This window comes from Rhizobium leguminosarum, assembly GCF_002953715.1.
Taxonomy (GTDB): Bacteria; Pseudomonadota; Alphaproteobacteria; order Rhizobiales; family Rhizobiaceae; genus Rhizobium; species Rhizobium leguminosarum_V.
The window spans coordinates 649,964-665,077 of record NZ_CP025013.1 but is presented as its reverse complement, the minus strand read 5'-3'; the positions used below and the strand labels follow the sequence as shown (position 1 = coordinate 665,077).

The 15,114-nt window shown below is 60.7% G+C and carries 13 protein-coding genes and 1 pseudogene; 2 read left to right on the top strand and 12 right to left on the bottom strand.

Translation table 11 applies throughout. The features are described 5' to 3' along the window. Window positions 1-3: 3 nt before the first annotated feature. The gene (locus CUJ84_RS27550; protein WP_105008810.1) at window positions 4-1,554 is read right to left on the bottom strand and encodes an ABC transporter substrate-binding protein; all 1,551 of its coding nucleotides are present in this window, start codon (window positions 1,552-1,554) and stop codon (window positions 4-6) included. A gap of 19 nt (window positions 1,555-1,573) precedes the next feature. Beyond that, the gene (locus CUJ84_RS27545; protein ID WP_105008809.1) at window positions 1,574-2,887 is read right to left on the bottom strand and encodes a M20 family metallopeptidase; all 1,314 of its coding nucleotides are present in this window, start codon (window positions 2,885-2,887) and stop codon (window positions 1,574-1,576) included. 115 nt (window positions 2,888-3,002) lie between these two features. On the opposite strand from CUJ84_RS27545, the gene CUJ84_RS27540 reads away from it, so the two are divergent. Then, window positions 3,003-3,767, top strand: coding sequence for a GntR family transcriptional regulator (locus CUJ84_RS27540; RefSeq protein ID WP_105008808.1), 765 nt, complete (start codon window positions 3,003-3,005; stop codon window positions 3,765-3,767). Window positions 3,768-3,890: 123 nt separating this feature from the next. Here CUJ84_RS27540 and CUJ84_RS27535 read toward each other — a convergent pair whose 3' ends face one another. The 3 genes from CUJ84_RS27535 to CUJ84_RS27530 all read right to left on the bottom strand — a co-directional run bounded on the left by CUJ84_RS27535 (window position 3,891) and on the right by CUJ84_RS27530 (window position 7,734). Beyond that, the gene (locus CUJ84_RS27535) at window positions 3,891-5,114 is read right to left on the bottom strand and encodes an ATP-binding protein (RefSeq protein WP_105008807.1); all 1,224 of its coding nucleotides are present in this window, start codon (window positions 5,112-5,114) and stop codon (window positions 3,891-3,893) included. A gap of 321 nt (window positions 5,115-5,435) precedes the next feature. Beyond that, entirely contained in the window at window positions 5,436-5,618 is a 183-nt protein-coding gene (locus CUJ84_RS38070) for a hypothetical protein (protein ID WP_158686969.1), read from the bottom strand. A 154-nt stretch (window positions 5,619-5,772) separates the two neighbouring features. Continuing rightward, window positions 5,773-7,734, bottom strand: coding sequence for an elongation factor G (locus CUJ84_RS27530; protein ID WP_105008806.1), 1,962 nt, complete (start codon window positions 7,732-7,734; stop codon window positions 5,773-5,775). 110 nt (window positions 7,735-7,844) lie between these two features. On the opposite strand from CUJ84_RS27530, the pseudogene CUJ84_RS27525 reads away from it, so the two are divergent. After that, a pseudogene (locus tag CUJ84_RS27525) lies at window positions 7,845-8,060 on the top strand (integrase core domain-containing protein); the annotation flags it as partial. 74 nt (window positions 8,061-8,134) lie between these two features. Here the strand turns inward: CUJ84_RS27525 and CUJ84_RS27520 are convergent. From CUJ84_RS27520 to CUJ84_RS27490, 7 genes are all read right to left on the bottom strand, one after another. Further along, window positions 8,135-8,851 (bottom strand): UTRA domain-containing protein, encoded by a 717-nt coding sequence (locus tag CUJ84_RS27520; RefSeq protein WP_105009196.1) that lies wholly within the window; start codon window positions 8,849-8,851, stop codon window positions 8,135-8,137. 33 nt (window positions 8,852-8,884) lie between these two features. Further along, on the bottom strand, window positions 8,885-9,661 hold the full coding sequence (locus CUJ84_RS27515; protein ID WP_105008805.1) for an enoyl-CoA hydratase-related protein: 777 nt from the start codon (window positions 9,659-9,661) through the stop codon (window positions 8,885-8,887). After that, window positions 9,658-10,572, bottom strand: coding sequence for a 3-hydroxyacyl-CoA dehydrogenase family protein (locus tag CUJ84_RS27510; RefSeq protein ID WP_105008804.1), 915 nt, complete (start codon window positions 10,570-10,572; stop codon window positions 9,658-9,660). Before CUJ84_RS27510 ends, CUJ84_RS27515 begins: the two co-directional genes overlap by 4 nt. 2 nt (window positions 10,573-10,574) lie before the next feature. Next, window positions 10,575-11,819 (bottom strand): CaiB/BaiF CoA transferase family protein, encoded by a 1,245-nt coding sequence (locus CUJ84_RS27505; protein ID WP_245457573.1) that lies wholly within the window; start codon window positions 11,817-11,819, stop codon window positions 10,575-10,577. Continuing rightward, complete coding sequence (locus tag CUJ84_RS27500) at window positions 11,797-13,347, bottom strand: HAL/PAL/TAL family ammonia-lyase (protein ID WP_105008802.1); 1,551 nt, start codon at window positions 13,345-13,347, stop codon at window positions 11,797-11,799. The genes CUJ84_RS27505 and CUJ84_RS27500 overlap by 23 nt, the downstream gene beginning before the upstream one ends. Before the next feature lie 114 nt (window positions 13,348-13,461). Beyond that, a complete protein-coding gene (locus CUJ84_RS27495) occupies window positions 13,462-14,376 on the bottom strand; it encodes an ABC transporter substrate-binding protein (RefSeq protein ID WP_027687021.1) in 915 nt (304 codons plus the stop codon). Window positions 14,377-14,387: 11 nt separating this feature from the next. Then, window positions 14,388-15,113 (bottom strand): ABC transporter permease, encoded by a 726-nt coding sequence (locus CUJ84_RS27490; RefSeq protein ID WP_105008801.1) that lies wholly within the window; start codon window positions 15,111-15,113, stop codon window positions 14,388-14,390. Window position 15,114: the final 1 nt, after the last annotated feature.

The window sequence follows — 15,114 nt, the reverse complement described above, 5'->3', positions numbered from 1 at the left end:
GGATCAGCCGCGCTTGGGCGCCTTGTCGGTCAACGAGGCGTAGTCGAGACGGAAAACCGAGGCGCGCGGATGCGCTTCGAACCCTTCGACCCAGCTGCGCTTCGCAGCCAGCACGTCGAAGAAGGACGGAATGATTGAGGGCACTTCGTCGTTCATGATTTCCTGCGCCTTCGTGTAGAGGGCGGTGCGCTTCTCCGCATCGATCGTGCCGCGGGCTTCTGCGACCAGAGCATCGAAAGCCTTGTTGTTCCAACGCGTCTCATTCCAGGAGGCGTCCGACGTGTAGAGCAACTTGAAGATGCCATCCGGGGTCGGCTGCATGTTGTAGAAGCCGACATAGAAGCTGCCCTTCTTCCAGACCTGGTCGAGATAGGTCGCATGCGGCATGGTCTGCACGTTGATGGTGATGCCGGCCTCCTTGGCCATCTCCTTCAGCGCCACGGCGAGCTGGGTGCGCACGGCCGGACGGTCGGAGGCGACCAGCGTTGCTTCGAGGCCCTTGGGGAAACCTGCTTCCGCCAGCAGCTTCTTGGCTTCCTCGATGTTCTTCTCGCGCTGCTTGACATCCTTGAAGAAACGGTAGGACGGGTTGAGCGGCGTGTCGTTGCCGATGGTGCCGAAACCTTCGGTGACGAAACCGACCATGGCCTCGCGATCGACGGTGAGCGCAATCGCCCGGCGCACGCGTGCATCGTTGAACGGCGCCGTGTCGCAGCCGAAGTTGATGTTGCAGAACTGGCCGGACGGGGTGCGGAGCGTGGTGATGCCGTCATTGCCATCGACGCGCATGAATTCCGGCGGCTGGATGGTCGAGACGATGTCGATGTCGCCGGCGAGCAGCGCAGAGCTTTCCGCCGAGGTATCCGGGAACACCTGCACTTCGATACGGTCGACATAGGGACGGGCCGGATCGTAGTAAGTCGGGTTGCGCTCGACGACGATCAGGCGGTCCGGCTCGTAGGACACGAGCTTGAACGGACCGGTGCCGACAGCTTTGCTGGACAGGCTCTTCAGATCGCCGGTGGCGATCGATGCCGGGATGATGCGGGCGCTGGTATAGGCCATGGCGACCGGAAGGTCGGCATAGGCGCCCGACAGCTTGAACAGCACGGTTGAATCATCGACAGCGACGATATCGGCGATCGGGCCGACATTGTTGCGGCCGGGCGATGCCGTTGCCGGATCGAGGATCGCCTTGAAGGTGGCGACGACATCCTTGGCGGTGAAGGCGGAACCGTCGTGGAAGGTAACGTCCTTGCGCAGCTTGAATGTCCATTCGGTCAACGCGTCGTTGGCGCTCCAGCTCTCAGCCAGATCCGGCTCCACCGACATGTCGACCTTCAGCCGCGTCAGGTTGCTGTAGAGCAGTTCGGTGACCAGGTATTCCGGGTTGACGCGGGTCAGGAGCGGATGGATGACGCTTGCTGCTTGATCGACCGAGATGCGCAGCGTGCCGCCCCTTGCCGGCTTTGCGGTCTGCGCCAGACCAAGCGCCGGTGCAGCAAAGAAGGCGGCGGTGCCGGCGAGGAAGAAGCGACGTTTGATTTCCAGCATTTTTCGGTTCCCTTATGGTTCAGGCGCGGGTTTCAGGAATGGAGTCGTCGGCAAAGTCCGCCGCGAGATAGGCCAGTATGCTTTTCGCCAAGGCGATGATGTCCCGGCGGGTAGTATGCTCTTCGGGACTGTGGATGCAGCTTTCCGGCCGGCCGAGCCCGCCCAGCAGCACTTCCCGCGCAAAGCCGGACTTCTGCACGTAGCCGAAGTCGGAGCAGCTTGCGGCGCCCCATTTTTGAAAGTCTTCCGGCTTGTAGCCGAAGCCCAGCGACAGCGCCTTTTGCCAGCGCGGCCAATGGGGACCTTCCGGATCGTCCGTCGGGATGAGGTGGCCGACAAGGTCCATTTCGAGCCCCAGCCCTGTGCCCGCAACGCTGTCGTGGATCAGGCTTTCGATCTCGGCGCGCGCATTCTCATAGCTTTCTTCCGGAGCGTAACGCCGGCTCACGAGAATCTTGATCTCGGCCGGGACCTGGCCGCCGGCAGTGCCGCCGTTCACGGCCGAAATTGAAAGCTGCGGTCGCAGCGGACCTGACGCGTGCGGCGGTGGCGTCAGTGCGGATGCCCGGCTGGCCACGTCCGGCTTCAATGCCATCAAGGCATTGAGCAAAGGTAAGGCGCCTTCGATAGCATTGATGCCGGCGCCGGTGCGATTGCCTTCGCCCGCATGAACGGCGTGGCCCCTAATCGTCAACTGCAGATGGAAGACGCCGAAGCAGCCCGCCCAGATGCGCGGCGCCGCGGACCCGTTGAAATTGACGATATGGCCTTTCAATATGCCCTGCTCCGCCAGATAGCGAATGCCGGGATATAGGCCCCCTTCCTCATCGGTGCAGAGGAGCAGCATCGGATCGTAATAGAGAGGCAGACCGCATTTTTTGGCAGACCGCAACGCCAGCAGGGTTGCTGCGATCGTGCCTTTCATGTCCGCTGCGCCGAGCCCGAACAGATCGTCACCCTCGACCGTCAGTTTCAAAGGATTGCGTGCCCAGCCAGGCGCGGCCGGGACCGTGTCGACATGATAATAAAGACCGCAGACGGGCTTTCCCGTATCGCGGGTGGCAATAAGGTTGGTCCGCTCGCCGGATGCCGGTCCACCGGCCACGTACCAAAGATCACGCGGCACGACGACCCGCTCGAATTCAAACCCCAAGGGCGAAAGGAGTTCAGCCATCAGATCGGCAAAAGCGTCATAGCCCAGTCCCGGTGGGAATGAGGTGTCAACTTCGATCATCCGGGCCAGATCATCGACAGCAACCTCGACATCCCGCTCGATCGCTGCCATGGCAGGTCCAAGGATCTGTTGCGAAGAAGCTGGCTGCGGCATGTTCATGGCAGTGCCCTCGGTACCCGTCGCGCCAGCCTCCCAGCTTGCGCTTTTATATAAACTATATAGTAATACTGCGTAGATCGAGACCCTGAGTCAACTCCAAAGAAGAGGCAAATCATTGCCGGAACTGCCCAACAATTCATCAGGAGTGGTCAAGCTGACGGAACTGTCGTTGCCGCTCTATGAAGTGGTCAAACGACAGATCACCGAAGCGATCATGCTCGGTAAACTGGAACCGGGTTCGGTTCTGCCGAGCGAAGTGGCGCTGTCGCAAACCTACGGCGTGGCCGTCGGCACCATCCGGCGGGCGCTGATGGATCTGACCAATGACGGCCTTGTCAGCCGCCGTCGCAAGACCGGCACAGTCGTGACCGGCCGCAAACCGCAGCACAGCCTGCGCCTTTTTTTTCAGTATTTTCGACTGCACGGGCTGGATGGTTCACTCAGCAAATCGGTCACGAAGGTGACTTCGCTCGACAGGAGCTTTGCTTCCGCAGCCGATGCGGGAAAACTTCAGATCGACGAAGGATCGCCGATCGTCAGCTTCCACCGTGTGCGTTACGTCGACGAACGCCCGATCATGCACGAGACGCTGACGCTTTCGCGCGAACGGGTCCCCGACTTCCCGGAACGGCCAGAGGAAATCCCTCAGCTCTTCTACCTGCATCTGCTGGAAAATTATGGAATCCGCATCTCGGCCATACGCGAGCAGATCGGCGCCGACCTTGCGGCCGAGTGCGATGTCCATTGGCTGGACCTGAACCGGCCAGCAGCGGTCCTAACGATCGACGAAGTGGCCTATGACCAGATGGCTGTACCGGTTTTGATTTCAGCTCACCGGGCAACCACCGCCAACCACCGCTATGTCAACGAGGTGCAGTGAGGCGATGTCTTCGTAGGCCACATGGCCGGCTTGAAGGGAATCGAACCTGGGGCCCATTTTCATCGAGACCGTCGAACTTTCAGGAATCCTCGGGTCTGGAGACTGAAGCGAAATTCCCAGGCGCTAATGCCACAACGCCGAAATTGGCACGGCGGATAGGCGTTCGCCGAATGGAATCACCTTGTTATGATCGTACAAGACAATGCCCGAAACAAATTGTTCTCCACATGCCTCGGCCAAAATTCGCAATCCGGAAAAATCGGAACTCGAGACAGACGCTGCCGCTTTTATCTCGATACCGACAACCCTCCCTCCTCTGTCTTCGATGACGATATCGACTTCGTTCTGCTGCTTGTCACGAAAATGCGAAAACTCGAAGCGGCTATGCCCGCCGCTGGCGAGTTTTAGGATCTCCCCAAACACGAAAGTCTCCAGCAACGCTCCGAACTGACCCCTGTCGTCGCGCAGGCGGTCGAGAGAGAGGTCCCGAAGAGACGCGAGCAGACCAGAACCGAGGAAATGTATTTTCGGTGTTTTGGTCAGGCGTTTCAGTTTGTTGGAAAACCAAGGCTGCACGGTTCGAGCGAGGAACAGGCTCTCGAAGATGCCGACATATTTTTGCGTTGTGATGTGGTTCATACCGATGGCCGCGCCAATTCCGGAATAGCTCACGAGCTGTCCCGAATGCTGTGCCAGAATGCGTAGCAGGCGCGGCATTTGAGCAATCTGCTCGACTTGCGCGACATCGCGAACGTCGCGTTGAACGATCGCCTGGATATAATCCGCATACCAGTCCTGTCTGCGGCTCAGGGTTTTGCGGCCCAATGCCTCGGGATATCCACCGGCCAGAACCGCCGCCATCAGGTCGTCTCCGACGATTGGTTCTCCGGCCTTGGCTTCGTTTTGAAAGGCGTCGCGCAGGAAGCTGCTGTCGGCTGTCCTGATCTCGCTTTGCGCAAGCGGTAGCAATCGTACGACCTCCATGCGCCCTGCGAGCGAGTCTGCCACGCGTGGCAACGTCATTAGATTGGCTGAACCGGTCAGGAGGAAACGCCCTGGGCGCTGGTCGGTATCCACGCTTTCCTTGATGGCCAACAACAGCTCGGGAGCGCGTTGAATTTCATCGATGATGGCGCGATCCATGCCTCTTACAAAGCCAACTGGATCCTGTCGCGCTGCGTCCAGGGTCGTCGCATTGTCCAGCGTGTAATACTCCATCCCCTTGTTGGCCATCTTCTTGGCCAACGTTGTTTTTCCTGATTGTCGGGGACCGACGATCAGTACGACTCGCGTGTCTGACATGGCGTCGGCAACACGTTGCTCAACGAGTCTTGGATACAGCGCCACAGCTACATTCCTTTAATGACTGTTTGAAACAACGATCATGACCGATTGAAAGTCAAGGCGCGACCACTTGAAATCCACATGGCGGCTGATTGAAACGAGAAACCAAAAGTAGGTAGCATGCCAGATTGCGGCATGAGGTAGGCGAGAGGCCACGCAGGCGCTGCTGAAGCTTCCGCGGCGGTCACCGGAACGGAGCTGGCTGATCCTCAACGGATGGGTACCTGATCAGGAGGGAAGCGAAAGCAAATTTGTGTAGCACCCCCAAGCCGACCAGCTTCTAACAAACGGAAGAAATGCATTGCAGTTGAAAGGAAGCGAACCTTAGGCACGCATTACCAGGTGAGCAAATACTGATTTGAAATCGAATTCACGCAGCAACCGGATCAAGCGAAACTCATCGAGAAAAACGGACCAGCCGACGGCGGATTTCACCTGCTGGCAATCGGCAACGCGGTTGATTTGCCAAACGACTTGAGCCCGCATACTGGTGGTCGACTTCCACATGATCGCCATCGGCGAACTGATCAAGTACCCAGCACATCATCCCCGAAGCAAGCCCCAACCGCGGGCCTGTGCTACTACCACTGCAAACGTTCCAGGCACGTAAGGGCGGGCGTGAGCCCGGCTCTGTGAACGAGCATGAAGTGGCGCGAACGTTTTAGTGTGCGGTGCCTGGTTTCTCGTTTGCCCTCACAATGGCGTCCGCTTCCTTGCCATATAGTTCCTCGAAGTGATCGAAGGTCTTGAAAAAATAACCAATGCCCTGCGTCGCCGAGCGCAGCGCCCGCGCCAGATCGTTAAGTGCGCCACCCGGAACGAGCGCCCGGAAGATGTCCCATCCCTTGGCGGTTTCATCACGATCGAAGCCGAGGACCTGACCGTTGAGAGCGGAGACGATCTGGACAAGGCTGCCTGAATAGACCGACGGGATGTGGAACTCGCAGCGGAAGACCGGCTGCATCAACACGGTCGATCCTTCGGAAAGCGCCTGTCGCACCCCCATTTTCGACGCAGTCCGGAAGGCGTGTTCCGAACTGTCGACGGTATGGTGCTGACCATCTAACAGCGTTACGCCGACATCGATGACTTCGAAGCCTAGCGGTCCTTTCTCCATCGCTTCGCGCGCGCCCGCTTCGACGGCAGGGATGTAATTGCGCGGAACGGCGCCGCCCTTGATGGTTTCGCCAAAGGTGAAGCCCTGGCCGCGCTCGTTGGGGTGAATGCTCAACTTCACATCCGCGAATTGCCCGGCACCGCCGGTCTGTTTGCGATGGCGGTAATGAACCTCCAATGGTTTCGTGATCGTCTCGCGGTAGATTGGGCTGGGCGTTCGGTCGGTCACGGAGATATGAAAGACATCGGACAGCGTTCGGCAGAGATCACGCAGATGCACCGGCCCCTGGGCGCGGACGAGTTGAGCGCCCGTGCCTTCCTCGTGCAAGACTTCCAGACCGCGATCCGTCTCGGAAAGTTTCGCCAGCGTTTCGGAAAGTTTGTTTTCATCGCGCTCGCTGCCCGGAATTAGGATCCGTTCAAGCATCGGCGTGGGTGGTTCCGTCCACTCAGGCGGGGCGACCACCGCACCGGAGGCCAACAGCGAGGGGACGGGCAGGTGGTCGGACTTGACCGTCGCGAAGACATCCCCCGGCGCAGGCAGAACCGCCAAATTGGACCGCCCGTTTGCGAGATTTTGTACGGCACCGAGGCTGGAGCCGCCCAGTGATGCGCCTTGCCGCAGTCCCGCGCCAAGTGCGCGCACGAGCACCGTCTTGCCGACATTCTGGCGATGATAGGCATGGAAGCTCACGGCCACCAGCTTGCCTTCATCGACAATTCCCGTATGAGCGAGACGCTGCCGAAGAACCCCTACCGGCGGCGCCTCGTGGCGAAGCGCCTTCATCAGCCTCATCATGCCGTTGCCGTGAATTGCAGCACCGATCAGGACCGGGATAATTCTATTTTCCCTTAGAACCCGTGATGAAATGGCATAGAGCGCATCACTGGATGGCTCGCGGTCCTCGATCAGTTCCTCGAGAAGCCAGTCATCAAATTCGGACAGGTGTTCCAGGAGCTCGGTGCGCGCTTCGTGCTCGCGTTCTGCAGTGCTTTCGGGGATTGCGATCAGCGCCGAAGTCTGGCCTTCCCGGTATCGCCACGCCCGTTCCGAAATCAGATCGCAACTGCCAATGACCCTGTCCCCCTCGCGGATCGGGATCTGGCGAAGCAAAAGGGTGTGGTTGGCGTAGTCTTGAAGCGCGGCGATCACGTCCCTCAACCGCCCTCGCGGTTCGTCCATCCGGTTGACGAAGAGGATGCAAGGCGTCCCCGAGGCTTCGACTATCCGCAGATAGGGCGCGGCGAGCACAGCCTCCGCGGGTGCCGATGAAACGCACAGTATGCAGGCGTCGCTGGCAAGAAGCGCGTGCTGCGCGTGCGCCAACGCTTCGTTGGGTCCTGGCGCATCCAGTGCACACCACGCCTCGTTTCCGAAGGTGAATTCTATGAGGTTCAATCCATAAGGGGAGCTGGATTTTCTCGGCGTCCCCTCCAGGGAGCCGAGCTTTTCCACGACTGTCGATTTTCCGGTCTGCGAGGGTCCAAGCACGGTGAAGCAGCGCATCGGCCTTCCTCCAACTGCCATAAACACAATCTTCAGCCATCATAGGATGCCCTGAACCGCTGCAAGGCGCCAGAGGTGTTCAGTGAAATGGCGATCGCCGAGCAGCAGGAGCCGAATGCCTGAACCAGCACTGGTGCCTGACCCTTGCGGATGCCCGCGAAAAGATGGAGGATTGGCGTAGAGACTACAATGAGGTTCGGCCAGATGGCGCGATCGGCAACAAGGTGCCGATCTCGCTAATGAATTCGGGAAGCGCAACCAGCCCGCCGCTTTTAGGACCGCCCTCGCCCGTTCTCGTTCCTCTAGTTGCTCTTGAATGTATCTGAAGCGACGAGCGCAATCTCAATCGTGTGGGACAACGCCTACTTATGGAACTTAGTCGTTAGGCTCGCGCGGCATGTCAACGGATCGCTTCAAGTCGGTACCGACCAGCCGGAGAAACCAAGCGAGCAACCGAGACTACATTCCGGTTTGAAGTGAGGCGCACGTGGATGGACAAACACGGCTTGGTCGGAAGGATCGCAAGGAGCGTCTGTTCCCATCCCTCTGGCGAAACCGCTCTTATGGAATATTCGTTTCTGGCACCCTGCGCGGCCTCTAGGAGATAAGAAGTAGGCGTGCGCTCCGTGAAATCCTGCGCGAGGTAGGCAGGAACGGCGCTCGGAAGTACGAAGCGATCTTCCAGCTGCACCGGAACGTTGTCTTTGTGATGCAGGATCACGGAATGAAAAACGGTGGAGCCGACCTCAACCCCGAGTTCATTGCCGATCTCGAAACTGGCTGGATTTTCAGACAATGTGATAACATTGGCCGTATGGATTTTTCCACGCTGGCGAATATCATCAGCAATATCGAGCCTATCGAAGACCGCCAGGAAGCCCTTTGGCTTGGCTACGAACGAACCGGTCCCGGGTATCCGCAACAGTACGCCTTCGCCGGCAAGTTCGTACAACGCGCGCTCAGCGGTGGTCTTGCTGACACCATATGATACCACAAGTTCATTTTCGGACGGCACACGGTGGTGCGGCGGCCATTTCCCGCTGCGGATGCAGGCGAGAATAAATTGTTTGACGTCCTTGTAGGTTCGCAAGCTTCCTGCCGGAGCTGGACCGCTTATGTGGTTATCCTGCCCGCGCGGCGTCTCCACGGCTTATCGTCCCTTGAACTGCGGCCGTTCCTTCGCGGCAAAGGCACGCATCCCCTCCGCCCGGTCGTCGCTTGCCGCAATCAGGGCCGAAAGCGAGCGTTCGTATCGGATGCCGGCGGACAGCGGCGTTTCGAAGCTTTCGAGCACCGCGGCCTTGGCCATCGCCACGGCAAGCGGTGCCGCCCTCGCGATCCGTTCGGCGATCGCGCAGGCATGCGCCTCCACCGTCTGGCCATCGGCGGCGATGCTGCTGACCAGGCCGCAGGCCCTTGCCTCTTCCGCGTCAAGCTTGCGCCCGGCCAGAACCATCTCCATCGCCATGGATTTACCGACGGCGCGCACCAGGCGCTGGGTTCCGCCGGCGCCGGGTATGGTGCCGATCGTGGTTTCCGGAAGGCCGAGCACCGCTGTGCGATCGGCGACGACGATATCGCAGATCAGCGCCAGCTCAAGACCACCGCCAAGGGCATGGCTTGAAATCGCGGCGATGAGCGGCTTGGTAATGGCCGCCACCTCGTCCCATTTCTCGCTGAAGCCGCTGGTATAAAGCTCGATGGAACTGGCAGCGGCGAGCGATCCGATATCGGCGCCGGCGGCAAAGCCACGCTCGCTGCCGCTGATGACGATCGCCCGCACCCCAGGGTCCGCCTGGCAATCGCGTAGCGCATCGACAAGCCCGGTCAGCATCTCGATATTGAGCGCGTTTCGCTTGGCCGGACGGTCGAGGATGACGCGCGCGAAGCCGTCTTGCTTCTCGGTTTTGACGAGAGATGATGTCATGGCTTGCGCCTTTCCGTCAGCAGGCGGACGGTATCGTCGCGGCGCGCGATTGCAGCCGCGATCTCTTCAGCCGTCCAGTCGTAAAAGCCGCGACCACTCTTCGTTCCGAAAGCCCCCTCCTCACACAGCCGGCTAACCAGGGAGGGTATGGCTTCGTTGCGATCCAGTGCCGGCATCAGAATACTCGACACTTTCTCGACTGTGTCGAGACCGGCCAGATCCATCAGCCGCAGCGGCCCCGCCGCAGACCAGCGTGGCGCAAGCGTCGTTTCGACCGCCCGGTCGACATCCTCAATCGAGGCGGCACCCACTTCGACGAGGTGAAGTGCTTCTCGCAGGATCGCATATTGCAGCCGGTTGACGACGAAGCCCGCTATATCGGTCTTCACCTCGATCACTTCCTTGCCGATATCCGCGCAGAGTTCGCGGGCGCGTTGGACAACCTCATCCGACGTTTTCTCGCCGCGCACGATTTCGACAAGCGGCATGACGGCCGGCGGATTGAACCAGTGAATGCCGACGACCCGCTCCGGCCGGCCAAGCCCCGCCGCGATCAGGGTGATCGGAACGCTGGAAGTATTAGTCGTCAAAAGGCAATCGACCGGCGCCATGGCTTCGATCTCGCCGAAGACGCGCTGCTTCAGCGTAACGTCTTCCGCGAGATTCTCACTGACGATGCCGGCGCCGGCAACGCAATCCTCCATCGAGGTCGTGTACGTGACGGCCGCTTCGCCAGCGATGGCGACGATCCGGCTCCGCGCCTTGTCGAGTGTCTCCGCGCTGCGGGAATAAATGGCGACGGGATAGCCTTGTTCTGCAAATACGCCGGCGATGCCGGCACCCATCGTGCCCGCACCGAGGATGGCGACCTTCGGCCGAATGCGGGTCTTGTCGTTCATTTCCTGCACCATGATCAGATGACTCCCCGCAACCGGAGATTTTCGATATCAGGGCCATCCAGCCCCAGCTCATCGCTCAAGACTGCATCCGTATGTTGACCCAGGGTCGGCGCTGCATAATCTCCGCCCGAGGCAATGCCGCTGAAGCGGACCGGCTGCGGCATGACCTGGAATTCGCCGGCGTTGCGATGCTGCACGGTATGCAACAGCTGTCGGTGCTGCGCATGCGGCGTGGCGAGCGCCTGGGCGAGATCGTAGATCGGCGCGGCCGGGACGCCCGCCTCATCGAGGAGCTGCGTCACCTCCTCAAACGAGCGGGAGCGCGTCCAAGCCTCGATGATGGCTCGCAGCTCCTCCTGGTGGCCTTGCCGATCCGAATCCGTCTTGAAGCGGGGATCCGCGGTCAGGCCCGGATTGCCGAGCGCGCGCGCCAGTCGGGCAAAGAGCGCGTCGTTGGCAACGGCGATGACCACATAGCCATCGGCAGCCTGATAGGAATCCATCGGCGCACTGATCGGATGCGCGTTGCCGACGCGGCCAGGTGCGCCCTTGCCGCCTGTGATCTGCGACAGTGAGACCATCTGCAGGGACATGATGGAATCGAGCATGGCGACGTCGACATGCTGGCCCTTGCCGGTGCGATCGCGCTGAAGTAGCGCCGCAAGCGTGCCCCAGGAGCCGTAGATGCCGGCGACAACATCGCCGATCGCATCGCCCACGCGGGTCGGCGGCCCATCCGGCCAACCGGTGACGGTCATGATGCCGCCCATCGCCTGGACGACGTGATCGTAGGCGGCACGGTGGGCAAGCGGCCCATCCTGGCCGAAGCCGGAAATGCTGACATAGATGAGGCGCGGATTGAGCGCTTTTACGGCCTCGTAGTCGATGCCCAAACGCGCCGTCACGCCCGGCCTGAAATTCTCGACGAGAATATCGGCCTGCTTGATCAATCCGACCAGCAGTTCGCGGCCCTCATCCGACTTCAGATCGAGCGTGACGCTCTTCTTGCCGCGATTGACCAGCATGAAATAGCTGCTCTCGCCGCCGACATGCGGGGAGAAGGCGCGGGAATCATCGCCATGATCGGGGATTTCGATCTTAGTCACCGTTGCGCCGAGATCGCCGAGCATGGCGGAGCATAAGGGCCCCGCAAGCACGCGCGCCAGATCCAGCACCTTTATTCCATCGAGCGGCCGTACGGCCCGCGTTGCTTCGGTCACGGAAGTCTCCAAGCTCTTAAACGTTGACTGCGAGGGCACGGTCGACGGCCCCGGCGATAGTGCCGTTGTCGATAAGATCGCGGACGGCCCGCAATTCCGGATACATGGCGCGGTCGCTGTCGCGCGGCGGAACGACCTGCCGGATCGCGTCATAGGCCGCACCCGTACCCCTCCCCGGCCGCAAAGGCCGGTGAAATTCCAGCCCCTGGGCGGCACAGATGAGCTCGATCGTCAGGATATCAGCGAGATTATCGGCCGCTGTGCGCGCCTGCATTGCCGCGGAGACGCCCATGCTCACATGGTCTTCCTGGCTGGCACAGGTGGTCACCGTATGGACCGAAGCCGGTGCCGCAAGGCTGCGATTGTCGCCGGCGATGGCCGCCGCCGCATAGGGTGGGATCATGAAGCCGGAATTGGCGCCGCTCGCGCCCATGAGGAAAGGCGGCAGCTCGCTGATATGGCCGTTGGTCAGGCGGTCGGACCTTGCCTGCGACATGGTGCTGACATGGGCAATGGCGATCGCCAGCACATCCAGCGCGAGCGCCGTCGGCGCACCATGGCCGTTGCCGCCGGGCAAGGGCACGAGCTCCTCGTCTTCGATGACGAAAACCGGATTGTCAGTGACCGAATTGATCTCGATGGTCAGGACATCGCGGCAATAGGCGAGCGCGTCGCGTACGCCGCCATGAACCTGCGGAATGCAGCGCAGGCTGAGCGCATCCTGAAGGCGATGATCGCGATGCTTCGCCAGTACCTCGCTATCCGACAGCAGGCTTCGCAGCCGGCTTGCCGTCGCGACCTGTCCGGGGTGCGGCCGCATCCGCTGCAGGCGTTCGTCATAGCCCCGGCTGTTGCCCTTCAGCGCTTCCAGGCTCATGGCGCCGGCGATATCGGCGATCGCGACCAGTTGCTCGGCCTGATGGACGGCGAGTGCACCGATGCCGGTAATTTCATAGGTGCCGCTGATCAGCGCATGCCCTTCGCGCGGACCGGGCGCCTTGATGGCAATGCCGGCGCGGGTCATCGCCTCGCATCCCGAAAGCAGCTCGCCTTCGTACCAGGCGCGTCCCTCGCCGAAAATGACGAGACCGATATGCGAGGTGGCGATCAGATAGCCGACCGAACCTTTCGCAGGCGACCAGGGAATGACGCCGCGGTTGAGCATCTCGCTCATGGTCTCGACAAGCCCGGCGCTGACGCCGCTGCAGCCCTGCAAGAGCGCCTTGATCATCGTCGCCATGATGGCGCGCACGGCCGGCGGATCAAGCGGCGTGCCCATGCCGCTCGCGTGGCTGAGTAGCATATTGAGCTGCGCACGGGAAATATCCTCGGGCTGAAGCTTCACGGTGTAGAGGTCGCCGACTCCCGTCGTCAGGCCATATATCGGCCTGTTTGCCTCAATGGCTTGGAGCAGAAGATTCTGAACTTTGCTCATGCCGTCTACTGCATCGGGGCAAAGGGTCACTCTTGCTCCGGCGGCGATGTCCGCGATATCCTGGATCGTGGTCGGCGACGCGCCGAGCCGAACGGGTGCGAAGTTCTGTGAACGTTTGTTACTGTGTGGCATTTCCGCCCTCCCTTGGACGGGCGCCAGCCTTCCCCGTCTGGAGACAAGCGGCCTCTCTACTTCCCTTTATTCAGGTGCCGGCGGCCGAACATGGCTCGGCCGCCGTGATATCGATTAATTCAGCTTGTTCTTCGCCAGCCAATCGCCGGCAACGGTGTCGAAGCTTTCCTGATTGGCGAGGCGGCCGTTCATCTCGATCAGGTCCTCGGTCGTCAGCGCGGCGGAGACGGCATTGAGCGTCGCGGTGACCTTGTCGCTGACCTTGCTAGTGGCGATGATCGGCAGGATATTCTGCGCCGGGAACAGGTTCTTCGTATCCTTCAGCGCGACGAGCTTGCTCGCCTTCATCGCCGGATCGGTCGAGGTCATATCAGCGGCATGAACCTGTCCGTTGATCAGAGCCGAAAGGGTCAGCGGACCCGCCACGTCAAGGGTTTTGAAATCCTTGAATACCAGGCCATAGACGTCCTTCAGCCCGACGACGCCTTCCTTGCGCGTCTTCCATTCCGGCGGACCGCCGAGGATGAGTTCCCCGGCAACCGGCTTCAGATCCTCGATCGATGTCAGGGAGTATTTCTTGGCGGTTTCTTCGGTGACGGCAAGCACATCCGAATCCTGGGCATCGGATGCGGTCAGCATCGACACGCCCTTCGGCAGCACCTTGCCGAGCGCCTCGACGACATCCTTCGGGGCATGCGCGGTCGCGCTCTTGTCGAGGTAGCTCAGCGTCGCGCCGGCATATTCGGGAAGAAGATCGATCGAGCCGTCGAGCAGCGCCGGCATGTAGACTTCGCGGCTGCCGATATTGAGCTTCGTGTCCACCTTCATGCCCTTGGCAGCGAGCGCCAGGGCATAGATCTTGGCAAGAAGCTGGCTTTCCGGGAAGTCCGCGGATCCGACGATGATCGTATCCGCATCCGAGCGTGGCGTGCTCGAGGATAAGGGGTCTTCGGCGCGCGCCAGCGGAGCGACCGCAAGAAGGGCAGAAATGGCAATAGCGCCGATTGCAAGCATGTTTCGCTTTATCATCATCGTTCTTCCTAGCTGTTCCGGTGTTTTTCGTTTGCAAGCTGGCGCCGGATGGCGACGCCTTTCACAGTCCGGCGCGTCAAGCCGGGCGAGACTGCGATCCTGGATGCGAGGCCGAAGAACAGGTCGACGATCAGGGCGAGAACACCCACGAGAACGGCGCCAGCGGCCATCTGCACGTAGTCGTTTTGGGCGCGGCCATCGATGATGAGCCGGCCAAGGCCACCAAGCGAGACGTAGGCGGCGATTGTCGCTGTCGAAATCACCTGCAAGGCCGCACTGCGGAAGCCCGAAAAGATCAGCGGCAATGCACAGGGAAGCTCGACAGTGAGCAGCAAGGCGAGCGGTCGGTATCCCATGCCCCTGGCTGCATCAACGGCCGCCGGATCCACCGAAGTGATCCCGGAATAGGCGCCCATCATGATCGGCGGCACCGCAATCAGCACCAGGACAGCGATGCTCGGCATCAGATAGGCCAGGTCCGATTTGAAGTACGGCCCGACGAGGATGACCAGCAGCACAATCAGGCCGAGGCTCGGCAAGGCGCGCGTGGCGTTCGCAAGACCGGCAATCAGGAATGTCCCCTTGCCGGTATGCCCGACATAGAGACCGGCAGGCAGGCCGATGAGCGCCGCGATCAGAAGCGAGATGAAGCTATATTGCAGGTGCTGGATCAAAAGATTCAGGATGCCCTCCGAACCTTGCCACTGCGCTGGATTGAGAAACCATTCGATCATG

Coding starts and splice junctions, on each gene's coding strand:
- CUJ84_RS27550 (WP_105008810.1), bottom strand. CDS start 1,554: ATGCTGGAAATCAAACGTCGCTTCTTCCTCGCCGGCACCGCCGCCTTC.
- CUJ84_RS27545 (WP_105008809.1), bottom strand. CDS start 2,887: ATGAACATGCCGCAGCCAGCTTCTTCGCAACAGATCCTTGGACCTGCC.
- CUJ84_RS38070 (WP_158686969.1), bottom strand. CDS start 5,618: ATGTGGAAGTCGACCACCAGTATGCGGGCTCAAGTCGTTTGGCAAATC.
- CUJ84_RS27530 (WP_105008806.1), bottom strand. CDS start 7,734: ATGCGCTGCTTCACCGTGCTTGGACCCTCGCAGACCGGAAAATCGACA.
- CUJ84_RS27515 (WP_105008805.1), bottom strand. CDS start 9,661: ATGACATCATCTCTCGTCAAAACCGAGAAGCAAGACGGCTTCGCGCGC.
- CUJ84_RS27510 (WP_105008804.1), bottom strand. CDS start 10,572: ATGGTGCAGGAAATGAACGACAAGACCCGCATTCGGCCGAAGGTCGCC.
- CUJ84_RS27500 (WP_105008802.1), bottom strand. CDS start 13,347: ATGCCACACAGTAACAAACGTTCACAGAACTTCGCACCCGTTCGGCTC.
- CUJ84_RS27495 (WP_027687021.1), bottom strand. CDS start 14,376: ATGATAAAGCGAAACATGCTTGCAATCGGCGCTATTGCCATTTCTGCC.
- CUJ84_RS27490 (WP_105008801.1), bottom strand. CDS start 15,113: ATGATCGAATGGTTTCTCAATCCAGCGCAGTGGCAAGGTTCGGAGGGC.